We start from the raw sequence: 26,205 nt of genomic DNA, 5'->3' as shown, positions 1-26,205 counted from the left end.
GGACAATAACTATTGGCACAAGTATACCCTGCATGTTTAAGCATTTACGCACCTACGCCTTATTTTTTCAAAGTCTTTTCATATTGCCTATTGCCAATGCGCAAGTAGACCAATGGGACTGGACACCCAGAGAATCCCTGACAGCGGAGCAACAAGCTCAGCTCAATCAGTATTGCCAGGGAACCTATATTAACAGCTGGCAAGCCACCAACAGCAAAACGACAAATTTAAGTGGTGACTTGATTGTACGAGACAAGAAGGGGGTGATTCACCTTCAAGGGGCGGCTGAGATCGTCCAACCCAACTCGACATTATCAGCCAATACAATTGAAGGTATTCCTGATGACTACTATCGCGCCAATGGCGATGTCACCTTGCGCGGAGACAATCAATTAATACGCAGCTCCAGTGCTTACATTTCAAATAATGGCAACGGGACAACTGAATTCAATGATGCGACTTTTTTAAACCACCAGTCAGGCACTCGTGTTGCAGCTAAGTCTCTTTCGAACGACCAAGAGGGTGTCATCTTCATTGAAGAAGGCTTCTTTACTACATGCGAGCCAACCCAAGAAAGCTGGCAGCTCTATGGCAGTTCGATTGAGTTGGATACCAAAAGTGGATTTGGGACGGCAAAACACGTGCAAATACGCATTGCTGGCATACCCGTTTTTTACTTTCCATGGCTACGCTTTCCACTCGATGACACCCGTCAAACAGGCTTTTTATTTCCTGAGTTTGGCTACTCTGGCTCGGACGGCTTCAGTTTCTCTGCACCTTTTTACTGGAATATCGCACCAAACTACGACGCCACGATTACACCTCAGTTCATTCAGAAGAAAGGGGAAGGCATAGACTTAGAGCTTCGTCACCTAAGCCCTTATGGACAAACAACCTATGAGCAGTCCACTTTCTCGGATAATGACGAAGGTGAGCAGACACTATTAAAATTAACCTCTAAACAAAAATTTAATGACTATTTCAACGCAGGCTTTTTGCTAGAGGCAAACCCAACAGACAATAAGTTTCCAGAAGCCAACAGCACCTCCATTGGCGAGAAAGACCATTATCAACGTAGCATGTACTTTGCTTTCAATAATGGCAATTTCTTCAACAAGGTCACTTACTTGACTTACCAGACACCAGATAAGTCAGACGATCAACCATTTGAATGGCAACCAAGAGTCGACAGTTCTTATCAAATGACTTCGTCCTATATGGATTACAAAGTAAACGTACAGTACACCGACTTTTATGATCCGGCTGAAGATGACTTTGATGGCGAACGTGTCGTACTCAACCAAGATTTGGCTCTAAATTTTAGTAATAGCTGGGGAACCATTAGTCCAGGATTACTAACTCAGTACCGTGACTATGATCTGCACGATTATAAAACCAGTACCGACAGCTCAAATACCGTTGGCCATCTATCGAGCTATATTGACTCCTCACTCTTGTTTGAACGACGAATTCTAGATGGTCAAACATCCAGACGACAAACTCTTGAGCCGCGTTTAAGCTACCTTTATGCACCGTTTGAGTATCAAAATCAGGTCCCCAACTTTGATGCCAGTGAGCCGACCATGACCTACTCTCAAGCCTTTAGTCACACCCGCTTTAACGGCAGTGACCGTATTGGTGATACAGAGCAAATAACCTTTGGTCTCGAAAGTCGTCTATATGATGCAAACAATAATGAAAAGTGGGCTTTTAAAGCGGGACAAGTCTTTTATTTGGAAGATCGTTATGTTGGTATTAATGGCAACACAAATAAAGACACCGCTGTAGATGATGCTAAACGTAGCGACTTATTAACCTCCGCAGATTACTTTGGCAATAACTACAGTTTGACTGCGAACTTAAACTATAACCTAGATGACCAAAACGTTAACCTAGCCCAACTTGTTGCTTCTATGGAACCCGTGGATGACGTTAAAATCAATCTAAGCTATTTGTATTCAATCAATAACACAGATCCAGATGATGACGCCAAACAAGCTAGCATTGGAACGATATTTCCTCTTAACCAAAACTGGTCTATTTACAATCAATACACCTATGACTTCAACCGTGAAGACTCGACTAAGGAAATCGTAGGTTTAGGCTATGAAAACTGCTGTATCAAAGTATCGCTAAGCTATCAAGATTGGCTAAACGATGACAATGTATTTGATAGAGGTGTCTTTTTACAATTTATTTTACGTGGTTTAAGCACTGCTGGCCGAGCGAACAGCGAAGCCAATATTGCTGATAACTATTGGAACCAAGGAAACGTTGGATATTAATCATGAAGTTGTCTTTTTTCTCTTTTATTTTATTTGCATTATTACCCTTGCAATCACTACACGCTGCGCCAACAAAAATCGATGGTATTTCCGCTATTGTGGACTCAACTCCTATTTTAGAGAGTGATATCCAAAGCCGCTTCGAAATTGTGAAAGAACGCGTTCCCGGCGGCATTATGACTGACAATATTCACCGTCAAATTCAAAACCAAATGATCGATGAAGCACTGCAGGCAAACTACGCACGCAAGGTCGGCATGAGAGTGTCTAGCTCCGATGTTGATAACGCCATTCTTGGTGTTGCCAAAAACATGAATCAAGACCTTCAAGGGCTAAAAAATGTCCTCGCTAGCAAAGGAATTAACTATGCCCGCTACCGTGAACAAATTGAGCAAGAGATCCTAATCAATAACATCAAAAGAGAAATAATCAAAAAGCGCATTGTCATTTCTGAGCAAGAAATCAACGACTATTTGAGTTCTGACACCAGCATTACTAAAGAAAAAGACCAAGTGCATTTACGTCACTTACTGATTCGAGCTAATGACCCAGAGCAAGCTAAAAGTAAAATAGAAGCCATCGCACAAAACATTCAGACCGAAGATGACTTTGTCCAACAGGCAATTGAAAACTCTGATGGACAATACGCTATTGAAGGCGGTGATTTAGGCTGGAGACCATTAAACCAGCTTCCACCTCTGTTCGTACGTGCTCTTGAGTCAGAAAGTGGTCAACTTATCGGCCCATTACAGAGCAATGCAGGCTTCCACCTTTTGTGGGTAATAGAAAAGCGATCTCCTGATGTAACGTTGCAACAGCAAACCAAGACTCGACACATTCTTGTTAGAGCCAATGAAATTAGAAACATGGCCCAAACCAAAGAATTGGCTGAGGAAATTTATACCAAGTTACAAAATGGTGCGGACTTTGCTGAACTAGCCAAGGAATACAGCGAAGACCAAGGCTCGACCTTACAAGGGGGCGACTTAGGTTGGGTGACACCAGGCACAATGGTTCCGCAATTTGAAGAGATGATGGATAAAACCGACATCGGGGCAATAAGTAAGCCTTTCAGAACACAATTTGGTTGGCACATTCTTCAAGTTGAAGGCCGTCGTGAAGCTGACATTAGCGACAAAGTTAAACGTAGTAATGCAGAGCAAGCCTTAATAGCTCAAAAACAAGATGTCGTATTAGGAAATTGGCTGGATGAATTACGTGCCGATGCCTTCATCGATATCAAAAATTAAAGGTCAAATGATGACTAACGACCTGTATGAGCCATTGCCCATTATTGCCATTACCTCTGGGGAGCCGGCAGGCATTGGCCCAGACATTATTATTAGCGTACTAAGCGAACAGGAATTCCCTGCTCGCTTAGTGGTTCTTGCTGACCCCGAATTACTCAAAGACAGAGCCAAAACGCTAGGACTATCGGCCAATATTCAAAGCCTAAGTAACGCGAACGATGCGCCTCCCCATAGACAAGGTGTTATTAGTGTTCTGCCAATAAAACTAGCAAAACCTGCGACAGCAGGGATTCTAGACGTAGAAAATTCGCCTTATGTGTTAGAAACACTAAAGCAAGCGGGTGAAGGCTGTATTCAAAAAGCATTCGATGCCATTGTCACGCCACCTGTCCACAAAGGCGTTTTGTGTGAAACCGGTGTGCATTTTTCTGGGCATACTGAGTTCTTTCAAGCCCAGTGCCGATCTCCCCATGTGGTTATGATGCTCGCCACTGAAGCAATGAAAGTGGCCTTAGTCACCACTCATTTACCACTAAAAGACATATCAGCAGTAATCACAGAAGACAGTATCAGCCTAGTTACCAAAGCACTCAACAAAGACCTACAAGAAAAATTTGGCATCAAAACACCTAAAATACTTGTTTGTGGACTGAACCCACACGCAGGTGAAGACGGTCATTTGGGCAGAGAAGAAATTGATGTCATCATCCCAACACTTAATAAGCTTCGCCAAGAAGGACTAAATCTTGTTGGGCCCTTGCCTGCGGACACACTTTTCACCCCAAAATACCTAAATGATGCTGACTGTGCTTTAGCCATGTATCACGATCAAGGCTTACCTGTGTTAAAATACTCAGGTTTTGGTAATGCCGTTAATATTACATTAGGCTTACCTATTATTCGGACATCTGTAGACCACGGCACGGCAATTGATTTAGCCGGCACAGGCAAAGCAAGTAACGGCAGCCTAAAAGTGGCCATTCAACATGCTATTAACATGGCAAATAACGCGAAAAAGTTTTCTAAATGAGCAAACCACAACCCCATAAAGCCAGAAAAAGATTCGGCCAAAACTTCCTTCACGATCACGGCGTCATCCGAAAAATTGTCGCCTGCATAGGTCCTAAAAAAGGACAACGTATCGTAGAGATAGGCCCAGGTAAAGGTGCCCTAACAGAAGGAATCATTAGCGTCACTGAGCGCATGGACGTGGTTGAACTTGACCGTGATCTGATCCCTATATTGAGAGTGAATCTGTTCCGCTACCCAGACCTAACGGTTCATGAAGCCGATGCGATGAAATTTGATTTCACCTCCCTAAGCACAGAAGAGCAAGCTATTCGAGTTGTTGGTAACTTACCTTACAATATTTCAACGCCCCTGATCTTCCATTTGCTGAGCCAAGCCCGCGCTATTGAAGACATGCACTTCATGCTACAAAAAGAAGTGGTTGATCGACTAGCTGCACGACCAGGTGACAGCTTATATGGACGGCTAAGTGTTATGGCGCAATATTACTGCGCTGTTGAATCTCTCTTTATTGTTGGGCCAGAGTCCTTTGACCCTGCCCCTAAAGTCGATTCAGCCATTGTCAGAATGACGCCGTACAAAACACCGCCTCACCCTGTCAACGACATTAAGAAACTAGAAGACATAGTGCGCATCGGTTTCCAACAACGTCGCAAAACCCTTCGTAATAACTACAAAGGGGTATTGGACAATGATGATTTTGCAGCCGTAAACATTGACCCAACACTACGCCCAGAACGATTGGATGTAGAGGATTTTGTTAGAATCACAAACTACGTCCTTAACAAGGAAGGATGAATGGAAAAATATGATGTCGTGGTTTCTGTTCGAACAGAATATATAGCAAGCCAATCTACACCAGCTGAGTCACGCTATGTATTTGCTTACCACATATCCATTACAAACTGCGGAACTGAACCTGCCAAACTGCAAACACGTCATTGGATAATCACCAATGGCAACGAACAAGTTCAAGAAGTAAAAGGCAGCGGCGTAATTGGTGAGTACCCCTATTTGCAACCAGGGGAATCGTTCCACTATACCAGCGGCACAGTAATGGATACCGTGGTTGGCAGTATGCATGGCAGCTACCAATTTCTTGCCGATGACGGCACAGAATTTCACGCTCAAGTTCGCCCTTTCACTCTCTCTGTGCCAAACCAGATTCACTGAGGCTTCCCTATGGCAACTTACGCAATTGGGGACTTACAAGGTTGTCTGACCCCATTAGTACAGTTATTAGAACAAATCAATTATTCCCCAGAGCAAGACAAACTGTGGTTTGCGGGAGACCTAATTAATCGAGGTCACGAGTCACTAGAAACATTACGTTTTATTAAATCATTGGGCGATAACGCCACTGTGGTTTTAGGTAATCACGACTTACATTTGCTTGCTGTTTCGTTTGGCCATGGCAAATTAAAGCGTGGCGACACATTAATGGAAATTCTAACGGCTAGGGACAGAGATGAATTAATGGATTGGCTGCGCCACCAACCATTGTGTCATTACGACGCTGAACTTAATACGGTGATGACCCACGCGGGCATCCCCCCATGCTGGGATTTAGCAGAAACGATCGCCTTGTCCAAAGAAGTCGAAAATACGCTTCAATCAGACACTGTTGATGAATATTTTGCGACCATGTATGGTAATAAACCAGATCTATGGAAAGATAAATTATCAGGATTAGATCGACTTCGAGCGATTACTAACTACCTTACTCGCATGCGTTTTTGCGATGAAAACAGTAGACTCGACTTAAAATCCAAAGAAGGTGTAGACACAGCCTCTAAAGGCTATGCTCCTTGGTTCAACTACCCCACAAAGTTGCCTGAAGGTTGTCATATTGTCTTTGGGCATTGGGCTGCATTAGAAGGGGAAACCCAAAAAAGTCGCATCCATGCTTTAGACACTGGTTGCGTCTGGGGTGGAAGTTTAACGGCTCTACGCCTTGAAGATATGCAACGCTTTAGCACACCTTGTAACATCAACCGGAAGAAATCATGACTTACACTTGTATCGATATTTCAGACGCCCTCCCAATCATTGAAAACAATGCAACCATCGTAGATATCCGTGATTTGGCTAGCTTCCAAACCAGCCGCATTGCAAATGCAAAAAGTCTAAGCAACGACAACGTACAAGATTTCATCGACAACACAGACAAAGCACAACCCATTATTGTCTGCTGCTATCATGGCAACAGCAGTAAAGGTGCCGCAGAATATCTAGCCTCACAAGGCTTCAAAGAAGTTTACTCATTGAATGGTGGCTTTAGTCAATGGAGCGCCATGTTTCCAGATCAGTGTGAATCAGGTAATCAATAATGTCACAACCTTATCAAGTTTATCTCGTTGGTGGCGCCGTTCGCGATGCTTTATTAGAGCTACCCGTAATCGATCACGATTGGGTTGTTACAGGCGCCATTCCAGAGCAACTTGAACAGCAAGGCTTTCAGCAAGTTGGCAAGCAGTTCCCTGTTTTTTTACACCCTAAGAATAAAGAGGAATACGCCCTTGCCCGTAAAGAGAAAAAACAAGGCGAAGGTTACACTGGGTTCATTTGTGACTTTTCGCCGGATATCAGCCTGGAAGAAGATTTAGAACGCAGAGACCTAACCATCAATGCCATTGCGCAAGATGAAAATGGCACACTAATCGATCCATTTAATGGGCAAAAAGACCTACATGATAGAGTGTTTCGCCATGTATCAAATGCCTTCATTGAAGATCCACTCAGAGTATTAAGGGTCGCCCGATTTGCCGCTCGTTTTCATCACTTTGGCTTCACCATCGCCCCAGAAACCATGCTATTGATGCAAACAATAAGCGCGTCCGGAGAACTTTCTACCTTAAGCGCTGAACGCATCTGGAAAGAATTGGAAAAAGCGTTAAATACTCAAGATTCCAATGTGTTCTTTTCGGTATTAAAGGACGCGAACGCGCTCGACAAACTCTTTCCAGAACTCGTATGGAAAAACAACCAGTCTCTCGTCGATATCTTACAGCAAGTCACACTCACACCTGCTCAGCGTTGGGCTATTCTCTGCAAAGACACCCCTCTTGAGACGTTAATCCAACTGCATCAACGCATTCGCTGCCCTAACCAATTTAAGGTTCTTGCCGAGCAAACTCGCGCTTTTTTAGAAAACCAACGCATCCCTATGGACTCTGTCGCATGGGAAAACTGGTTAACCTCCGTTAATGCCATAAAAAAACCTCAACCATTTGTTTTACTGATTGAGGTTCTAAGCTTGTTAACCAATAGCAAACCACAGGACTGGCAATTGCTACGCACTACTATCGCAGCAATTAATGCAGCAAGCCTAATGAAGCTAGGCTTAAGTGGTGCAGAGCTTGGGCAAGCACTAAAACAAGCCCGTGCGGATGCGCTCGATAAAACCCTATCCCCATTTGTCCGCTGAAACAGAGTAACTAGTAAGTAACAGCAGACTTACGGTGAATCTTCACGCCAACAGCCTTAGCTGCAGGTACAGCGCCCGGCTTACGCAAAGTTAATGTGACAGCATTTAACTTAAACTGCCCAATCAACTCACCAACCAAATGCTCTGCCAAGGTTTCAATCAATTCAAATTGACGCTCTGCACAGAAAGTCAAAATGTAATTAGAAATCGCTTCGTAATCTAACGTTTTAGCCAAATCGTCTGTTTCAGCAGGAACACGATTGTCGTGCTCCATTTCCAAATCAAACACCAAATCTTGTTGGATCTTTTTTTCCCAGTCATAAACACCAATGACTGCTTGAGCCTTAAGACCTTCAATGAACACCAAATCTTGCATTTTTTATCCCTTCAAAGGAGGTAATTCGGATAGAGGCCAACGCGCACGTATCGACAGACTTAACTCTGAGGATTGACCATTCAACAAACGCTGAGCACCAGCATAGGCAATCATGGCGCCGTTATCCGTACAAAACTCTGGACGCGCATAAAAGACATTCGCCTTTATCTTTTTAAGCTGGGTTTCAAGCTGCTCACGCAAACGCTGGTTGGCACTCACGCCACCAGCAATAATCAACTGTTTCAGCCCTTCCGCTTCCAAAGCTCGACGACACTTAATAACCAAAGTATCCACGACCGCCGTTTCAAATGCCAAAGCCGCATTCGCTTTAAACTGCTCATCACAACACTCGTTATCTAAGGCATCATGAACCGCTGTTAAAAATGCGGTTTTTAAACCACTAAAACTGAAGTCCAAACCAGGGCGATCCGTCATCGGGCGAGGAAATTTCAACCCGGATTTAGGATCACCCTGTTTTGCTAATGCGGCTATTTGTGGCCCACCAGGGTAAGGTAATCCGATCATCTTAGCGGCTTTATCAAAAGCCTCACCAGCCGCATCATCAAGGGATTGACCTAACAAACGATACTCACCAATACCATCCACTCGCACTAACTGTGTGTGTCCACCAGAAACCAGCAAAGCAACAAAAGGCATTTTAGGTTGAGACTCTTCTAACATAGGAGCAAGAAGGTGACCTTCCATATGATGAACACCCAAAGCAGGAATCCCTAAAGCATACGCCAGAGAACGCCCAATCGTTGCCCCAGCCATCAAGGCGCCAACTAACCCAGGACCACTGGTGTAGGCTATCGCGTCCAATTCCGACTTTTTCATTCCCGCTTCTTGCAACACTTCATCAATCAGCGGCAAGGTTTTACGAACATGATCACGAGACGCCAATTCAGGCACGACGCCACCGTACTCAGCATGCTGTGCAATTTGAGAATAAATCTTGTGAGCTAACAATCCGTTTTCGGTATCGTAAATAGCGATACCAGTCTCGTCACAAGAGGTTTCTAATCCCAATACTTTCATCAGAATAATCTCTTCAATAATTTGAGCGCATTGTACCTTATCTGTGCCATCCATTGCAGAGTTAAGCGTCACTACTTAACACGCAGGCTAAATGAAATTAGACACAGAGGAACAAAAGCATTATAATGCGCGCGTTTTAAATGTTTAAATTAAAAGGCAGGTGATTTTTCTAGTTTGGCACATAGATTCTGACGTACTGAAGTAAAGACTTCTTATATCAGTTAAATGGCGACCCAAACACCCTCTTAAAAAATGAATACCGTTACAGACGCGACAATAGTCTGTTCAGGGTTGAGCCTTTGGCTCAGAAAAATCGATTCATACTGAATCACACTCTGTTCAACAAAAGCGCGCTTTGAAAGCCCAGTAAATACGGGTATGATTCACGCCGTTTTTGTGAATACTTAAACTTTAAAAAAATATTATTGAAGGTAATAACATGCCAGCTGTAAAAGTAAAAGATAACGAACCATTTGACATCGCTCTACGTCGCTTCAAACGCTCTTGTGAAAAAGCAGGTGTTTTGGCTGAAGTTCGTCGTCGTGAATGCTACGAAAAACCAACAACTCTTCGCAAACGTGCTGCAGCAGCTGCTGTAAAACGTCACGCTAAGAAAGTTTCTCGTGAGCAGAAGAAATTCCAACGTTTGTACTAGGCCAATCTGCCGTTTGGCACTTTGCTAAAAACAAATGTTTGCCTATATGCTTTTAGCAAATAGGTTTATAAAAGAACGGCTAGTTAATCAACTAGCCGTTTTTTTTGCTTATAATTCATAAAGAGGACAACATGTCAGATTTAAAAAAGCACATCTCAGACACCCTAAAGGCCGCTATGCGCGCTAAAGAAAAACAACGCGTAACCGTGATTCGCACCATTTTATCTGAATGCAAGAAAATCGAAGTTGATGAACGCATTGAACTAGATGACGCGCGCGTGTTGGCCGTTCTTGATAAAATGAACAAACAGCGTAAAGACTCTTACCAACAATTCATTGACGGTGGCCGTGAAGATCTAGCTACCGTAGAAAAGGAAGAGATGGTCATCATTAGTGAATTTTTACCAACACCATTGACTGACGAAGAAGTCGGTGAGATCGTCAAAGCGGCGATTGCCGAAACTGGCGCTAGCTCTATGCAACAAATGGGCGCAGTTATGGCCATTGTGAAACCACAAGTACAAGGCCGTGCCGACATGGCACAAATCAGCAAACAAGTTAAAGCACAACTAGGCTAATACAATGGCGGGACGTATTCCTGATCAGTTTATTGATGAACTGTTAGCTCGAACCGATCTAACCGATGTGGTTGCGTCTCGCATCAGCCTAAAAAAAACAGGGCAAAACTACAGCGCCCTATGCCCTTTCCATAATGAAAAAAGCCCCTCTTTCAGCTTAAATCCAAACAAGCAGTTCTATTACTGCTTTGGTTGTGGTGCTGGCGGTAACGCTATTTCATTTGTCATGGAGCATGATCATTTAGACTTTGTTGAAGCCATTGAAGCGCTTGCCAAAGACGCTGGAATGGAAGTACCCAGAGAACAAGGCGCACCAGACAGGTACGAGCAAAACGCAGAATTACTCAAACGACTTTCTGAAAGCTCGCAATTCTATCAACAGCAATTAACACAACACCCAGACAAGAAAAAAGCCACCGATTATTTATCAAAAGATCGTGGCTTATCAGGCCAAATAGCCAAAGTCTTTGGCCTAGGATATGCTCCACCAGGCTGGGACAACCTACTTAAAAAAGTCGGCACCCGCGCCGAAAGCCAAGAACAACTTCTACTTGGCGGCATGCTGATAGAGAAAAAAGACCAACCAGGTCACTATTACGATCGCTTTCGAGATCGGATCATTTTTCCTATTCGTGATTCACGAGGCAGAGTCATCGCCTTTGGTGGACGAGCTTTTGGCGATGAAAAACCCAAATACTTAAACTCCCCAGAAACGCCCGTTTTCCAAAAAAGCCAAGAACTCTATGGCTTATTTGAAGCAAAACAGAATACGCCTGTACTCGACCAAATTCTGGTCGTCGAAGGTTACATGGACGTGATTGTATTAGCGCAACACGGCATAACCAATGCAGTTGCAACGCTTGGCACATCCGTCAACAGTCAGCACATACGTAAACTGTTTAAACTGGTCAGCAAAGTCGTACTTTGTTTTGATGGCGACAAAGCGGGTCGTGCCGCTGCAATTCGAGGCTTAGAAGCTTCGCTTCCAGTGATGCAAGATGAAAAGCAAGTACGATTCTTATTCTTGCCCGAAGGGGAAGATCCAGACTCTCTCGTCAGAAAGGAAGGTAAAGAAGCGTTCAATCATCGCTTAGAAGACGCCTCTTCTCTCTCCCATGTACTGTTTGAACACGCACGGAATCAAGTCACCTTGGGCGACGAGGAAGGCGAAGCTCAATTTGCTCGCAACGCTATGGAGATGATTAGAGAGATTCCGAAAGAGCTAACCTTTCGGTCTGTGTTGATTCGCCAATTAAGTGAACAGTCTGGCATCGACAGCGAAACATTAAGCAACACTGTTTTTAAAGCTCGACGTCAGCACATTTCAACAGAATCCAACGAGACGCCACAACAAGGCCATACTCAGCCTACTCAAAACTACAGTGACGATCTTCCAGATTTAAGTCATTACGACTATGAACCATCCCATAGTAACTATGATGATTACCAGTACACAGATCACGCCATTCCGGCCACCCAGCAGAAAGCTCAAAGCTCATTCAAAAAGCCATTTGGTAAAAAGCCTTTCTCTAAAGGTAAGTTTTATAATGACGAACCCGCCTTACCGCCAGCAGCGCCTAGCTTAAGTCAAATTAAACAAGCCACACTGTGCCTTTTGCTGCACCCACACATAGCCAAAGAAATTGATATACCAGAGCCACTGATCAACCAAGCAAGCGAAGAGCTACAAGTTTTTTGTAAAATTTGGCGTTTTTTCACCAAAAATCCAACAAAAAACACCGGAAATCTTTTAAGCGAGATAACAGATTCTTTCACCCTTTCTTCTATTTACGCATTATTGAACCACAAAGACGCCATAACAAAGCAAAAAATCACCAACGCACAGCAAGAAGTGCTTGATATGATTCTAACGCTAGAAAAAAATCTTGGATTAAATAGCAGCATTGCACGGTTGAAAAACAAGGGAAATGAATCCATAAAGGATATTAACAGTCAGCAAGAACTGCGAAATTTGATGGATCTAATTAGGCAAAAAAAATCTTAAATGTTGCTTACTTTTCATTCAAAAATCTAAGGATTTGGTGGATAAAAGTGATTGATTTTGTTATAATCCGCGGCTTGCTAAACTCCCAAATGAATTTCTAACGATAGGTTGTCGAATGCCAGACACTCAACAGTCACGTCTCAAAGAGCTGATCTCCAAAGGTAAAGAACAAGGTTACCTAACTTTCTCAGAAGTTAACGACCATCTACCTGATGACCTTTCAGACCCGGAGCAAGTAGAAGAAATTATTGCCATGATCAACGACATGGGCATCACGGTTTCTGAAGTTGCTCCTGATAAAGATAACCTTCTTATGGAAGAAGGTGATGCCACAGACGAAGCCGCGGCTGAAGAAGCTGCTGCTGCGTTAGCGGCCGTAGAAGGTGATATCACCCGAACAACAGATCCAGTGCGTATGTACATGCGCGAAATGGGAACCGTTGAGCTACTGACTCGCGCAGGCGAAATCGCCATTGCAAAACGTATCGAAGAAGGTACTCGTGAAGTCATGGCGGCCATTTCGTACTTCCCTGGCGCAGTAGACGTATTGCTTGATGCTTACTCAAAAGTGCAAGAAGAAGAAGGCCGTTTAAGCGACATATTCAGTGGCTTTATCGATGGCGATGGCGAAGAGCCTGTTTTCGAAGAGACCTTAGCGGACGAGCCTGCTATCGAAGAAGATTCGGTTGACAGTGACGACGATGATGATGACACCGAAACCAGCGAAGAAGAAACCGATAACGGTCCAGACCCAGAAGAAACGGCACTGCGCTTCAACGATATTTCACGCATTTACGAAGAGCTGAAAATCTTGCTAGAAACGAAAGATCGACAAGATCCAGCTGTAAAAAGCAAGCAAGAAGAATTGAGCATCAGCTTCGCGCCGATCAAACTGGTTCCAAAACTGTTTGACGATTTGATTGATCGTGTTCGCTCTCGCATGGAAAAAGTTCGTGAACAAGAACGCCTAATCATGCAAGTGTGCGTGCGTAAAGCCGGCATGCCAAGAACAGAATTTTTGAAACGCTTCCCAAGCAATGAAACCAATCCTGATTGGCTTCAAGAACAAATTGCAACGGGCGCGGATTACGCTGCAACCTTAGAAGAAAACGAAGCTGAGTTTATGCGCAGCCAACGTAAACTTCGTGCAGTGACGAAAGAAACAGGCTTAACCATTGCTGAGCTTAAAGAAATCAACCGTCGTATTTCTATCGGTGAGACTCGCGCTCGCCGTGCGAAAAAAGAAATGGTTGAAGCCAACTTACGTTTGGTTATCTCTATAGCGAAAAAATACACTAACCGTGGCCTACAGTTCTTGGATCTTATTCAAGAAGGTAACATCGGCCTAATGAAAGCGGTTGATAAATTTGAATATCGTCGTGGCTACAAGTTCTCAACTTACGCTACATGGTGGATTCGTCAGGCAATTACTCGCTCAATTGCGGATCAGGCACGCACTATACGTATCCCTGTGCATATGATTGAAACGATTAACAAACTTAATCGTATCTCTCGTCAAATGCTTCAGGAAATGGGTCGTGAGGCGACACCTGAAGAGCTAGCAGCTCGAATGGATATGCCAGAAGACAAGATTCGTAAGGTTCTGAAAATTGCTAAAGAGCCTATTTCGATGGAAACCCCTATTGGTGATGATGAAGATTCACACCTAGGCGACTTCATTGAAGACGATGGTGCTGAATCTCCAATTGATATTGCCACCATTGAAGGCTTGCGTGAATCAACAACAATGGTACTTGCTGGCCTAACCGCCCGCGAAGCTAAAGTTCTACGTATGCGCTTCGGTATCGATATGAATACTGACCACACCCTAGAAGAGGTTGGTAAACAGTTTGACGTTACTCGTGAACGTATTCGTCAAATCGAAGCCAAAGCATTGCGTAAACTACGCCACCCTAGCCGTTCAGAGCATCTAAGAAGCTTCTTAGACGAGTAATATGATCGACTATAAAAAAAACCGCTGCCATAAACAGCGGTTTTTTTATAACCAAAAAATGTAAAAAAAACCAATTAGAACAAGCATACGCAACCAAACTGTCATACACTCAGATTAGAGTATGGATAAATACAGTGAGGTATAGCTTGCTACAAAACCATAATCCAGACCATAACATCACCCTATTCCCACCAACAGAAAGCATCTCTGTTCAGATTTTCAATACCCTAAAATTTACCTCCAATAAAAAATTCAGCACCACAAAAAATACCAAGCCCCATTGTTTTGTACGTTTATGCACCCTTTCAAAAGAAAACTTCATGTTCTTTGTAGGAGTAATACTCTATGGAAAAAATCTACGTTCTTGACACTAACGTGCTATTGCACGACCCCTTGGCAATTTATGCTTTTGCTGAACACAAGGTTGTTATTCCAATGACGGTTCTTGAAGAACTGGACGTTATTAAAGATAGAAGAGACAAAGACGTCAGTCGCGAGGCACGGGTAGCCATCAATACGATAGATAAAATAGTAGGTGACGCCTCCCCTCGCGAATTGCAAGCTGGCGTTCCAATCCGCGTCGTTAGCAACGACATAGACAAAAACGAGAACGCCCGCAATGAAGGCTCTTTAGCAATCTACCCCGATCAACAAATTACACTAACCGACAACATCCCTTTCCTAAACGGAAACCATGATCACGCAAACGATAATCGAATTATTAATGTTGGCTTAAGCTTACAAGCAACGCATCCGCGTTCTTCGGTTTGCTTAGTCACCAAAGACATTAATATGCGCATAAAAGCAAAAGGCTCTGGCCTAGAACGGGTAGAAGACTACCGCAAAGATCGTGTTTTAGATGATCTGGACTTAATGACCAAAGGCTACATTCAATTTACCGGAAGCTTTTGGTCGACTATTGATAGTGTCAAAACGGAAGCTCACGGCCGTCACACAGTCCATGTAATCAATAAAAGCCGACTCCCTAACCTCTATATCAATATGTTCGTTATTGATGATGAGGACTTTATTGGCTTTGTGGTAAACCTCGATCAAGAATTTGTCTATTTGCTTGATGTAAACAAACAGCATTTGATGAATCAAAACTTTTGGGGCATCCATCCACGCAATCTGGAGCAAGCTATGGCGTTTTACTTATTACGCCATGACAACTCCGATTTAATGGTAATGACAGGCCCAGCAGGCTCAGGGAAAACCCTACTGGCCTTAGCTTATGGCCTACAAGTCACCATGGAGGAAAAACGCTTCAATAAGATCATTGTGGCAAGATCAACACCACCAATGGCTGAGGACATCGGCTTTCTACCAGGTACTGAAGAAGAAAAAATGGCACCTTGGTTAGCGGCATTCGATGACAACCTAGAAATACTTCATGGCGCTGACGAGCATTCTTTTAGTAGCATTGACTATGTAAAACAAAAGGCCAACATTCAGTTCAAATCACTGAACTTTATGAGAGGTCGATCTTTCAACAACGCTCTGATTATTATTGATGAAGCTCAAGGATTAACACAATTCCAGCTTAAATCTATTGTCACAAGGGTTGGTAGCAACTCAAAAATTATTGTCTTAGGCAACTTGGCTCAGATAGACAACAAGTACATTACCCCACTTACATCAGGTTTAACCTACTTGGTTGAAAAAACGAAATCTTTCAAATACTCCAGCATCATGCACGTCAATGGGATTGAGCGCAGTCGACTTGCTGAATTTGCAGAAGAAAACCTCTAAATAACAGAACAACAGCGACTAAAAAAGGGAAAGAGCAAATGCTCTTTCCCTTTTTAATTGACTCAAAAAAAATGAAAAGCAGTAAATTACTGGCTTACAGATTTTGCCAGCTCTGTAATTTCATCCCACTTTCCAGCACGAACCAAATCCATAGGCACAATCCAAGATCCGCCAACACAAAGTACGTTAGGCAGAGCCAAGTACTCGCGGAAATTATTCGCACCAATACCACCTGTTGGGCAGAATTTAATTTGCGGCAATGGACCTCCGAACGCTTTCAGAGCTTTAACACCACCATTCACCTCTGCTGGGAAAAATTTGAAACGGTCATAACCGTATTCCATCCCCAACAATATATCCGAGATGGTTGCGACAGCAGGTAAATAAGGAACATCATATTCTTTACCAACAGCCAATAAATCCGCAGTCATCCCAGGGCTAATAATAAACTGAGAGCCAGCCTCGATTGCCTGAACATATTGCTCACGAGAACACACGGTTCCCGCACCGACAATCGCCTCTGGAACTTCTTTACGAAGCGCCGCAATGGCTTCCAAGGCTGCAGGTGTACGCAAAGTAACTTCTAAAACAGGCACTCCACCTGCAACAAGTGCTTTACCTAATGCAACAGCTTGTTCTACGTCATCAACAACAATAACAGGCACAACAGGAGTTGCAGTCATTACCTGCTCAGCAGTATAAGAAGTGGTCATTGAAATTTTCCTTTCTTTAAAACTTAATAATCGTGCCAATTACGGCCATCTTTAATAGGCAGAGCCATAGATGCAGCCGGCCCCCATGAACCAGAAGCATATTCTTTTGGACGCTCACTAGTTTGACTCCATGCAGACATAATACCATCGACCCATTTCCAAGCCGCTTCCACTTCATCGTAGCGCATAAACAAAGTAGCATCGTTACGCATTACATCAAGCAATAGTCGTTCATACGCTTCTGGACTACGTTTGTCATTGAAGGCTTCTGTCAGACTCAAGTTCAAATCAACAGGCTGAAGGTTCATACCCTCACTTGCGCCAGGTACCTTATTCATCACAGTCAACGAGATTTTTTCTTCTGGCTGAAGACGAATGATCAACTGATTACGCTGTAGTTGGCGGTTACTCTCGTCACTAAAAATACTATGAGGAACAGCCTTAAATTGAATCACAATCTCAGAATAACGCTGACCAAGGCGCTTACCAGTTCTTAAATAGAAAGGTACGCCAGCCCAACGCCAGTTATCAATATCGGCACGCAAAGCCACAAAGGTTTCCGTTCTTGAATTCGGGTTACTGCCCTCTTCATCAAAGTAACCTTTCACTTCCTTGCCTTTGATCATGCCTTTTGCATACTGGCCACGGACAGTTTTGGTATAAGCATTAGCACCAGCAATTGGACGCAAAGCTTTTAGTACTTTAATTTTTTCATCTCGTACTGAATCGGCATCCATGCGACCCGGTGGCTCCATCGCCACCAAGCAAAGCAGCTGAATCAAATGGTTTTGCACCATATCACGCATAGCGCCGGCATTATCATAATACCCCCAGCGACCTTCCACTCCGACTGTTTCGGATACAGTAATCTGCACATTATCTATATGCGCACTGTCCCATAGAGGTTCGAAAAGTGTGTTACCAAAACGGATAGCCAACAAGTTTTGTACTGTCTCTTTACCTAAGTAATGATCGATACGAAACGCTTGCTGTTCCGTAAAGTTTTTCATTACCTCATCATTTATAGCACGAGAAGAAACAAGGTCACGGCCTAGTGGTTTCTCTAATACCACACGCATGCGTTCAGCATTTAAACCATGCGCCGCTAATGATGAACAAATAGAACCAAATAAATCAGGGGAAGTCGCAAGATAGAAAACAACATCACGATCATCGCCTCCGACTTGATGGTCATTCAAACGAACAAAATCCGATTCCTGCTGCGCATCAACCGAGACATAACTCAAACGCTTTTTAAAACGTTCCCATGTTTTGCTGTCGCCAATGCTAGAAGGTACAAACTCATCAAGTGCCGTTCGAATTTTTGCTTGATAATCTTCCGTAGTCACTTCTCGTCGAGAAGCACCAATAATTCGTGTTGTTGGAGCAAGCAAACCATCCATATCTAAATGGTATAAAGCCGGTAATAACTTACGCATCGCAAGATCACCACCGCCACCAAAAATTACAACATCACAGGCTTTTAAACTGGCCTTCATTCTTTACTCTCCAACTAAATCTAGGCTTTCGATACTAGATGAGATGCATAACATGCGCAGCCCATCAGCCCTGGGTATTCAGACATCACAACAAACGTAGGAATCGGTGACACGAAATCTTTCATACGACCTTTATCCTGCATCGCGTCACGAAAGCTACTTTTCAGAATTTCTTTTAGATAACGAGGCACAATACCACCGGCAATATAAACCCCTCCGCGGGATTCAACCGACAACACCAAATCGCCAATCACTCGTCCTAAAAAGACAAAAAACTGATCCAAGGTCGCTGTCGCTATCGGATCATTACCCAATTTCAACGCGTCACCTATTTCAGGTGCAGTTAAACGCTTTTTAATACCTTGTTGCAAGGCCAACGCTTCGTAAATATTTTCCAACCCCATGCCAGATAGGACTCGTTCAGCAGAAACTCTATGATGACGAGTACGAAGAAACTTTAAAATATTATCCTCGACGTCATTACAAGCAGACAAATCAACATGACCACCTTCGCCTGGCAAAACAATATTTGGGCCATGATCTTGCGGAACAACACAGGCGACACCAAGACCTGTCCCAGCCCCAACCACCCAACAAGCGCCTTTGGGATCTACTTCAGATCGTTCGCCAACCACCACCAAATCCTGAGGAGTCAAGATTTCTAGGCAGTGACCAACAGCATCAAAATCATTCAACAAAGCAACCGCTTTATTGTCACCAAAATACGACTCTACTTCGCTACGAGTAAACTGCCATGGATTATTAGAGAACCTAATCACCGGCTGATTTACAGGACCTGCAATCGCTAGCACTACAGCGTCAATATCATCCATTCCGACACTGCAATTTTCAATGTAATCGGCAGCAGCATCAAAAAAGGTTTCATAATTTTCACAGGGAAGCACTCTTACTTCTAGAGGCTCATACTGATGAATGGGAACCAAGGCAAAGCGCGCATTAGTTCCGCCGAGATCGGCGATTAAAGCATGGGACATAAACGAACCCTATTTAATTTTCTTGAAATTTTACAACAAAAATGAGGTGAAAAATACCGCAACCCTGAAAAAACAAAGGCTAAAATGTAATAAAATTACATTTTATCTCAGCCTGTTTAAAAACTTGAACACCTTTGTAGGCACTAATCTTTTACGGTTATTTTTATAATCATAGAGACGCTCATCTGCGATCTTCAACAGATGTTTATAGTTACTTGGTCTGTCAGATGACACACTAGCACCACCGTAGCTAATAGTAATAGGTACAAGGTTAGATTTGTACCTTAATGGATTAGATTGTAGATATTCCTGAATAGATTCAGCGATGAGAATGGCCTGCTCATAGCTTTTACCCGGCATAACAAAAACAAATTCGTCACCAGCAAACCGAAATGCCAACCCTTGCTTGTGTACATATTTTAATAGCCGCTTGGCGATGTATTCCAACACCTCATCACCACAGTTATGGCCTAATGTGTCATTAATCGATTTGAAAGCATCGCAGTCAATAAAAACCACCGTTAAATCACGCTCCTGCATCTTAGAGCGAGCGAATTCGCGGTCTAACATTAACTCTAATTGTCGGCGGTTTAACAAACCAGTCAAGGGATCTCGAGTCGCCAAATATTCAAGCTTTTCTCTTGCTGTCACATTGCTAAGGCAAATGGAAATTTTGATGGCCAACTGATCAAGTAAGAAAGTGTCTTTTGTAGTGGCATCGTAGCGAGTACTGTCCGAATCAGCCTGACAAAATAAACCCACAAGCTCACCATCAATCGTTAAAGGCGAAATAGCAACGGACGAAATGATATCTCGGTAAACCGCTGGGATAATCTCCCAACAGCGGCTTAGATTGGTATTAACCAAAACTGTTTTATTGCTAGATTTAATGATATCAATCATTGAACGGCGTCTTGTAAATAACACCCTATCGCGTAGATCAGGCATTTTTTCCAAGCTTTCAATCAAATGAGACAAAGGAGCCTCGTTGATTAAATTCACCCAAACATAAGGAACATTGAATTGTTTTTGCACTTCTTTAGTAAGAGTCGAAACAAACTGATCACAGCGACCAATCGAAAGAATACAACGCTCAATTTCAAAAAATTTGCGTGCTATCTCTTCATTGTGTCTAACATTATCGATCAATTCATTAATATTATGCATGCATTATGCCTTACCGCAGTCAAATTAAGCGGTTCATTAATTCTATATAGAAGCACCAGACCCTAAAAACCTCATTGATCTAACTGCATTATAGTACGATGCTTAATTACTTTGAGCTATAGATGGAACAAAAAAGTGATGAATAATCATACAAAAACAGCGTTTTTGTATGCCTCAGAGACAAATATCACATCATATTCTTTTCTTTCATCACCACCTAGCACAACTCAGCCTTCTTTTATTTACCTGTTTTCTTTAAGAAAATTTTATCTGTGCCGATAGCTAATTTAAGAGTGGCTAACTAGGTACACAAATGAATATAAGAGAAATTATTGAAACGCAGGTAACTCAAAGCAGTAAAGCGGGCCAAGCTGTATCTGGAAACGCTAATTTCGCTTTATTGATGAGCCTCTTCAATCAACCAGGCCCGTCTATCATGAACGCAGATGATGAATTAAGCTTTCATCAGCCTCATGCTCTGACTCGGCCAATGCAGTTTTCCCACAACATTGGTGAGAACCCGATCGCGAACATCGCTCTTTTAAAAGCATTAAGCCAAGAACCTTTAGCGAATGGCCCTGCTTACCAATATGATGCCGTTGAAAGCTTAGAACAACAGCTGAGTGTTCGCATCTAACGATCTTGAATTGAGACAGAGCAGCGCTCGAATAATGCACTCCACTCTTTAGCATGATACTGAGACGCCGACTGATAACGCTGCCATTCACTTCCTTTTTGCTGCAAAGAAAATTGACTTGAAAACTCAGCCATTTCGATACTTAGCGGCTGACTTATTTGGAATAATTGATTTAACAGCGGTAATACCTGATAAGCACCACGGTTAATTCGCCCCATATATGGCTGAATTTTCTGCACATAATGTGTCTCAAATTGTTGCTTTAAAAATGTCATTGGCGCACCACAAACCTCTTCATTTAAAGCATGCACATTACTCGCAACAAGATTTAAATAATCCGCTATACGCGCTAACGAATACAATAAACGTCCAGCATATTCACTGTCTATCAAGACCTTCAGATCATCCTCAAAAGTCCCAGCATCAATCACAGGTAAATCTTGCAAATTCTCGCCAATCACCACCAATCGATTAAGTGAATCTAACAACTCCTGCTGCTCCGCCGTAGAGTAATTAAGTGGCAAATAACCATTCGATAGGCTGAAAAAGGCATCGCTTTCTACGCCATTAAAAAGTGCATTTGAGAACGCTTTAGACAATTCAAGTCTTTTCTGCGCAGCGACTTGGTGCAATTCTTCTGACAAGGATTCATTCTTAATATCGCAGGACTCAATCGCACGAATAATATCTAGTTCGTACAAAAATCGCTGACTATCAGGCATTACCTTACCTAGAATACTGTTCTTTCTTCCGGCAACAGCCCCTACATCACATTGCTGTAGAGAAAGAAAATCCAATAAACCAATATCAAATTGGCTTAAAGTTTGCTGTCTATATCGTGCTGAAGGAAACGTTTTCGGCATAACAATCGCAGGAGAAGAAATCGACAATGACTGAGAGCGATTTAAATCTACGACATATTCATTCAGAAAAGCTTCACCTTTAAAGCGAGTATCACAACCGCCAACAACGAGTATAATAGCGAACAACAGAAGATAAGAACGAAAAGGCTTTATTAACATGAACAAGCTACTCATCCAAAAACGAGAAGAAATTTCAGAAACACGCGTGGCCAAAATGGTTTTCCCTGGCACGACAAACCATTACGACACATTATTTGGCGGCATCGCTTTACAATGGATGGACGAAGTTGCTTACATTGCAGCCACTCGGTTTTCAAGAAAAACCATGGTTACCATTTCAACAGAGCAAGTCGATTTTAAACAACCAATCCCATCTGGCATTCTGGTTGAACTTATCGCCCGCGTAGTTCACGTTGGCAGAACGTCATTAAAAGTAGAAGTGTCTATTTTTCTTGAACAGCTCGACAGCGACAAACGCACAAAAGCCGTCACTGGGCATTTTAATTTTGTGGCAGTAGACAGCAATAAAAAGCCGACACCCATCTTTGACGAAGAAGAAGGTGTTTAACACCTATTCCGGAAAATGATGGAAGACAAGATAACCCTGTCTCCCATCGTTCATCCATTAATTAGCACGTCGTTTTGCTATCTCAGAAGCCAATTCATCAAAACTCTTTTCAGATTCTAATTTCTGAAATAAAGCCGCTTCATTTCTCATAGATGTACGCAAAATACTTTCAGCAATACCTTCAGCTTGAGATGGGTCTAAACCAACCAACACCACTAAACCACCCGTTGGGGTTGGCATCTGGCGAATGACCTTAGATCCTATCAAGGTTTGCTCAGTTATTTGTTTTGTCACCACGCTGTTAACACGATCAACCGTTTCAGCATCGGCAGCGCCTGTCGTTTCAACATATTGCTTAACCATGTTTTGCAAATCAACACTTAGTACTTGAGCTAATTCTACGCGTGCAGCTGTCGTTGCCATTTGCTTCATATAATTAGCGCCGGCTGCAGACTTTTCACTGTAACCAACTGCAGATAATTCCACACCCTCAACCGGTGCACCACACACCCATTCTGGTGCCGCTTGATTTGAACCATCAGCAAACACACAATCAGGAACATCAGCAACAGGGGTATTTACTACATCTTTACTGCAGGCAGCCAACACCAAACTGGCAGCCAATACACTTACTACTTTAAACGTCATGCGCTTTTCCTTGTTTAATAAGTCAGTCAAACAACAAATGAGAGTGTTATTTATGATGTTTTCATTCTAGTCTATTAGACCCATTAAAAACAAAAAAAGGCGCTATAAATAGCGCCCTTTTACATCAATTTACACTAAAAATTATTCAGTATAAGCTGCTTTTTCTTCTTCAGTTACATCTTTCATAGAAAGCTTGATACGACCACGTGCATCAACATCTAGTACTTTAACAATCACGTCTTGGCCTTCTGACAAGAAGTCAGAAACCGCACGAATGCGTTCTTCAGCGATTTGAGAAATATGAACTAGACCATCTTTACCAGGTAAGATATTTACGAATGCGCCAAACTCAGCAAGACGAACAACTTTACCTTTGTAAAGCTTATCAACTTCTGCTTCAGCAGTGATTTCATGAATCTTAAGCAAAGCAGCGTCAGAAGATGCTTTATCAGCCGCGTAGATACGCACTGTACCATCGTCATCTAGATCGATAGAAGCACCTGTCTGCTCAGTGATAGAACGGATTGTTGCACCACCTTTACCGATAACGTCACGAATTTTCTCTGGATCAATTTTGATCGTCGCCATAGATGGCGCATTTGGAGACACTTCTGGACGAGCGTAACCAATTACTTTTGCCATTTCACGAAGGATATGAGTACGAGCTTCAAGCGCTTGGCTCAAGGCGATGTCCATAATTTCTTCGTTGATGCCTTCGATTTTAATGTCCATTTGAAGCGCAGTGATACCTTCTGCAGTACCCGCTACTTTAAAGTCCATATCGCCAAGGTGATCTTCGTCACCCAAGATATCAGTCAATACTGCAAAGCCGTCGTCTTCTTTGATAAGACCCATTGCGATACCCGCAACTGGTGCTTTAAGAGGAACACCCGCATCCATCATAGACAAAGACGCACCACAAACAGAGGCCATAGAGCTTGAACCGTTAGATTCAGTGATCTCAGATACCACACGGATTGTGTATGGGAATTCATCTTCAGAAGGCAACACAGCCTGAACACCACGACGCGCTAGACGACCGTGACCAATCTCACGACGACCAACACCACCCATACGACCACACTCACCAACAGAGTATGGAGGGAAGTTGTAATGCAGCATGAAGCTGTCTTTGCTTTCGCCAGTCAAACCATCTGTCATTTGTGAATCGCGGCTCGTACCTAGAGTACAAGTTGCAATCGCCTGAGTTTCGCCACGAGTGAACAAAGCAGAACCGTGAGTCTTGCTTAGCAAACCCACTTCTACGTCAATTGGACGAACCGTTTTGTTGTCACGACCATCAATACGAGGCTTGCCATCGATTACACGACGACGAACAATGCGTTTTTCAAGTTTAGAGAAAGCACCAACAACGTCAGCTTCTGTAAATTCGCCTTCTTCAGCAACAAGCGCAGCAACAGCAGCGTCACGAACAACACCTAGTTGAGCGTAACGAGCCATTTTCTCACTGATTCCGTATGCTTCTTCAATTTGAGCTGCATAACCAGACTCTAGAGCGTCAGTCAAAGAAACGTTTGCCGCTTCAGCTTCCCAATCCCAACGAGGCTTAGCGCACTCAGCTGCAAATTCAGTAATAGCTGAAATAGCCGTTTGCATTTCTTTGTGAGCATAAAGAACCGCACCTAGCATTTCGTCTTCTGTAAGCTCTTGTGCTTCAGACTCAACCATCAATACCGCGTCTTTAGTACCAGCAACAACCATGTCTAGCAAAGAACCGTCTAGATCAGAGTAGCTTGGGTTAAGCACATAACCAGACTCGTCGTTAAAGCCAACACGAGCAGCACCAATAGGACCGTTGAATGGAATACCAGAAATAGTCAATGCTGCAGACGTTGCCAACATAGCCGCAATGTCAGCGTCTAGGTCAGTGTTTGTTGACATAACAGTACAAACAACCTGAACTTCGTTCATGAACCCTTTAGGGAACAATGGACGAATTGGACGGTCGATCAAACGAGAAGTTAGCGTTTCTTTTTCAGAAGGGCGACCTTCACGTTTTAGGAAACCACCTGGGATTTTACCAACAGCGTAAGCACGCTCTTGATAATGAACAGACAGTGGGAAGAAGTCTTGACCTGGTTTAGCTGATTTAGCACCTACAACAGTAGCAAGTACTTGCGCATCACCAATTGTACAAAGAACAGCACCTGTTGCTTGACGAGCAATGCGGCCTGTTTCTAGCGTTACGGTATCGTTACCGAACTGAAAAGTTTTTGTAGTAATACTCACGCGTATTCCTTTTTATTAAAAATAATTCTTCTCCCAAAGACCTCTTTTTAAGCCAGTACTCATATAAACTCTTCTCGCTTCTCCCACTTACAGAGAGAAAAAAGTGTATATGAAGTACAGGCTGTCCCTTGGGAGACCAATAAAAAAAGGGCCATAATCACTTATGGCCCTTTCTCAGTCTTAGCGACGCAGACCTAGTTTTTTGATCAAACTAGTGTAACGTGCTGCATCTTTACGCTTAAGGTAATCCAACAACTTACGACGCTGGTTTACCATACGGATTAGACCGCGACGAGAATGATGGTCGTGGATATGAGCTTTAAAGTGACCTTGAAGACCTTCGATGTTCTTAGTCAACAATGCTACTTGAACTTCAGGAGAACCAGTGTCGCCTTCCGCTACTTGAAACTCTTTTACCAACGCTGCTTTTGATTCTGCAGACAATGCCATAATCTTAATCTCCAAATTAATATGCTATTAAAAGTAAAGGATAGCCGAGCATATTTTCAGTTATCC

25 protein-coding genes are annotated in these 26,205 nt (G+C 43.0%); 15 read left to right on the top strand and 10 right to left on the bottom strand.

Features of this window, described 5'->3' with window-relative positions:
* Nucleotides 1-32 precede the first annotated feature (32 nt).
* The 8 genes from DFP75_RS10215 to DFP75_RS10180 are packed head-to-tail and all read left to right on the top strand — an operon-like array spanning nucleotide 33 to nucleotide 7,991.
* Nucleotides 33-2,285 (top strand): LPS-assembly protein LptD, encoded by a 2,253-nt coding sequence (locus DFP75_RS10215; protein WP_110575265.1) that lies wholly within the window; start codon nucleotides 33-35, stop codon nucleotides 2,283-2,285.
* A gap of 2 nt (nucleotides 2,286-2,287) precedes the next feature.
* A complete protein-coding gene (locus DFP75_RS10210) occupies nucleotides 2,288-3,535 on the top strand; it encodes a peptidylprolyl isomerase (RefSeq protein WP_110575263.1) in 1,248 nt (415 codons plus the stop codon).
* A gap of 10 nt (nucleotides 3,536-3,545) precedes the next feature.
* Nucleotides 3,546-4,565 carry a 4-hydroxythreonine-4-phosphate dehydrogenase PdxA gene (pdxA, locus tag DFP75_RS10205; RefSeq protein WP_110575660.1) on the top strand — a complete coding sequence of 340 codons (1,020 nt, stop codon included), beginning with the start codon at nucleotides 3,546-3,548 and terminating at the stop codon, nucleotides 4,563-4,565.
* Nucleotides 4,562-5,362 (top strand): 16S rRNA (adenine(1518)-N(6)/adenine(1519)-N(6))-dimethyltransferase RsmA, encoded by an 801-nt coding sequence (gene rsmA / locus DFP75_RS10200; RefSeq protein WP_110575261.1) that lies wholly within the window; start codon nucleotides 4,562-4,564, stop codon nucleotides 5,360-5,362. Before pdxA ends, rsmA begins: the two co-directional genes overlap by 4 nt.
* Complete coding sequence (gene apaG, locus DFP75_RS10195) at nucleotides 5,363-5,737, top strand: Co2+/Mg2+ efflux protein ApaG (protein WP_110575259.1); 375 nt, start codon at nucleotides 5,363-5,365, stop codon at nucleotides 5,735-5,737. It begins immediately after the preceding gene.
* A 9-nt stretch (nucleotides 5,738-5,746) separates the two neighbouring features.
* Complete coding sequence (locus tag DFP75_RS10190; RefSeq protein ID WP_110575257.1) at nucleotides 5,747-6,574, top strand: symmetrical bis(5'-nucleosyl)-tetraphosphatase; 828 nt, start codon at nucleotides 5,747-5,749, stop codon at nucleotides 6,572-6,574.
* A complete protein-coding gene (gene glpE, locus DFP75_RS10185; protein ID WP_110575255.1) occupies nucleotides 6,571-6,894 on the top strand; it encodes a thiosulfate sulfurtransferase GlpE in 324 nt (107 codons plus the stop codon). Before DFP75_RS10190 ends, glpE begins: the two co-directional genes overlap by 4 nt.
* Nucleotides 6,894-7,991, top strand: coding sequence for a tRNA nucleotidyltransferase/poly(A) polymerase-related protein (locus DFP75_RS10180; RefSeq protein ID WP_110575253.1), 1,098 nt, complete (start codon nucleotides 6,894-6,896; stop codon nucleotides 7,989-7,991). Before glpE ends, DFP75_RS10180 begins: the two co-directional genes overlap by 1 nt.
* A 10-nt stretch (nucleotides 7,992-8,001) precedes the next feature.
* On the opposite strand, the gene folB is transcribed toward DFP75_RS10180, so the two are convergent.
* Both folB and tsaD read right to left on the bottom strand, forming a co-directional pair.
* A complete protein-coding gene (folB, locus tag DFP75_RS10175) occupies nucleotides 8,002-8,367 on the bottom strand; it encodes a dihydroneopterin aldolase (protein ID WP_110575251.1) in 366 nt (121 codons plus the stop codon).
* 3 nt (nucleotides 8,368-8,370) lie between these two features.
* Entirely contained in the window at nucleotides 8,371-9,405 is a 1,035-nt protein-coding gene (gene tsaD / locus DFP75_RS10170) for a tRNA (adenosine(37)-N6)-threonylcarbamoyltransferase complex transferase subunit TsaD (RefSeq protein WP_110575658.1), read from the bottom strand.
* Nucleotides 9,406-9,844: 439 nt separating this feature from the next.
* Between tsaD and rpsU the strand changes: the two genes are divergently transcribed.
* The 5 genes from rpsU (at nucleotide 9,845) to DFP75_RS10145 (ending at nucleotide 16,349) form a co-directional block, all read left to right on the top strand.
* Nucleotides 9,845-10,060 (top strand): 30S ribosomal protein S21, encoded by a 216-nt coding sequence (gene rpsU, locus DFP75_RS10165; protein ID WP_009835737.1) that lies wholly within the window; start codon nucleotides 9,845-9,847, stop codon nucleotides 10,058-10,060.
* A gap of 131 nt (nucleotides 10,061-10,191) precedes the next feature.
* Nucleotides 10,192-10,638: a GatB/YqeY domain-containing protein gene (locus DFP75_RS10160; protein WP_110575249.1), complete on the top strand. Its 447-nt coding sequence runs from the start codon at nucleotides 10,192-10,194 to the stop codon at nucleotides 10,636-10,638.
* 4 nt (nucleotides 10,639-10,642) lie between these two features.
* A complete protein-coding gene (gene dnaG, locus DFP75_RS10155) occupies nucleotides 10,643-12,643 on the top strand; it encodes a DNA primase (protein ID WP_110575247.1) in 2,001 nt (666 codons plus the stop codon).
* Between the two features lie 115 nt (nucleotides 12,644-12,758).
* Complete coding sequence (gene rpoD, locus DFP75_RS10150) at nucleotides 12,759-14,597, top strand: RNA polymerase sigma factor RpoD (protein ID WP_110575245.1); 1,839 nt, start codon at nucleotides 12,759-12,761, stop codon at nucleotides 14,595-14,597.
* 345 nt (nucleotides 14,598-14,942) lie between these two features.
* Nucleotides 14,943-16,349, top strand: a complete 1,407-nt coding sequence (locus DFP75_RS10145) for a PhoH family protein (protein WP_110575237.1) — start codon at nucleotides 14,943-14,945, stop codon at nucleotides 16,347-16,349.
* Between the two features lie 86 nt (nucleotides 16,350-16,435).
* On the opposite strand, the gene DFP75_RS10140 is transcribed toward DFP75_RS10145, so the two are convergent.
* The 4 genes from DFP75_RS10140 to DFP75_RS10125 all read right to left on the bottom strand — a co-directional run bounded on the left by DFP75_RS10140 (nucleotide 16,436) and on the right by DFP75_RS10125 (nucleotide 20,723).
* A complete protein-coding gene (locus tag DFP75_RS10140) occupies nucleotides 16,436-17,062 on the bottom strand; it encodes a bifunctional 4-hydroxy-2-oxoglutarate aldolase/2-dehydro-3-deoxy-phosphogluconate aldolase (RefSeq protein WP_110575235.1) in 627 nt (208 codons plus the stop codon).
* Nucleotides 17,063-17,085: 23 nt separating this feature from the next.
* Nucleotides 17,086-18,561: a glucose-6-phosphate dehydrogenase gene (zwf, locus tag DFP75_RS10135; protein WP_110575233.1), complete on the bottom strand. Its 1,476-nt coding sequence runs from the start codon at nucleotides 18,559-18,561 to the stop codon at nucleotides 17,086-17,088.
* A 20-nt stretch (nucleotides 18,562-18,581) separates the two neighbouring features.
* Nucleotides 18,582-19,556, bottom strand: coding sequence for a glucokinase (gene glk, locus DFP75_RS10130; protein ID WP_110575231.1), 975 nt, complete (start codon nucleotides 19,554-19,556; stop codon nucleotides 18,582-18,584).
* Between the two features lie 102 nt (nucleotides 19,557-19,658).
* Nucleotides 19,659-20,723 carry a sensor domain-containing diguanylate cyclase gene (locus tag DFP75_RS10125; RefSeq protein WP_110575229.1) on the bottom strand — a complete coding sequence of 355 codons (1,065 nt, stop codon included), beginning with the start codon at nucleotides 20,721-20,723 and terminating at the stop codon, nucleotides 19,659-19,661.
* 313 nt (nucleotides 20,724-21,036) lie between these two features.
* On the opposite strand from DFP75_RS10125, the gene DFP75_RS10120 reads away from it, so the two are divergent.
* Complete coding sequence (locus DFP75_RS10120; protein ID WP_110575227.1) at nucleotides 21,037-21,360, top strand: hypothetical protein; 324 nt, start codon at nucleotides 21,037-21,039, stop codon at nucleotides 21,358-21,360.
* Here DFP75_RS10120 and DFP75_RS10115 read toward each other — a convergent pair.
* Nucleotides 21,357-22,382 (bottom strand): DUF3080 family protein, encoded by a 1,026-nt coding sequence (locus DFP75_RS10115; protein ID WP_110575225.1) that lies wholly within the window; start codon nucleotides 22,380-22,382, stop codon nucleotides 21,357-21,359. The two genes, DFP75_RS10120 and DFP75_RS10115, sit on opposite strands and share 4 nt — an antisense overlap.
* Here DFP75_RS10115 and DFP75_RS10110 point away from each other — a divergent pair.
* Entirely contained in the window at nucleotides 22,381-22,791 is a 411-nt protein-coding gene (locus DFP75_RS10110; protein ID WP_110575223.1) for an acyl-CoA thioesterase, read from the top strand. The two genes, DFP75_RS10115 and DFP75_RS10110, sit on opposite strands and share 2 nt — an antisense overlap.
* Before the next feature lie 57 nt (nucleotides 22,792-22,848).
* Here the strand turns inward: DFP75_RS10110 and DFP75_RS10105 are convergent, their stop codons facing one another.
* The 3 genes from DFP75_RS10105 to rpsO all read right to left on the bottom strand — a co-directional run bounded on the left by DFP75_RS10105 (nucleotide 22,849) and on the right by rpsO (nucleotide 26,139).
* Nucleotides 22,849-23,439: an LPP20 family lipoprotein gene (locus DFP75_RS10105; protein WP_110575221.1), complete on the bottom strand. Its 591-nt coding sequence runs from the start codon at nucleotides 23,437-23,439 to the stop codon at nucleotides 22,849-22,851.
* A 141-nt stretch (nucleotides 23,440-23,580) separates the two neighbouring features.
* Nucleotides 23,581-25,689, bottom strand: a complete 2,109-nt coding sequence (gene pnp, locus DFP75_RS10100) for a polyribonucleotide nucleotidyltransferase (RefSeq protein WP_110575218.1) — start codon at nucleotides 25,687-25,689, stop codon at nucleotides 23,581-23,583.
* A 180-nt stretch (nucleotides 25,690-25,869) separates the two neighbouring features.
* A complete protein-coding gene (gene rpsO, locus DFP75_RS10095) occupies nucleotides 25,870-26,139 on the bottom strand; it encodes a 30S ribosomal protein S15 (RefSeq protein WP_012068748.1) in 270 nt (89 codons plus the stop codon).
* Between the last annotated feature and the right edge of the window lie 66 nt (nucleotides 26,140-26,205).

The sequence above is a fragment of the Marinomonas alcarazii genome, assembly GCF_003208215.1.
Classification (GTDB): Bacteria; Pseudomonadota; Gammaproteobacteria; order Pseudomonadales; family Marinomonadaceae; genus Marinomonas; species Marinomonas alcarazii.
The sequence above is the reverse complement of the archived record's forward strand: the minus strand, read 5'-3'. Positions and strand labels throughout refer to the sequence as shown.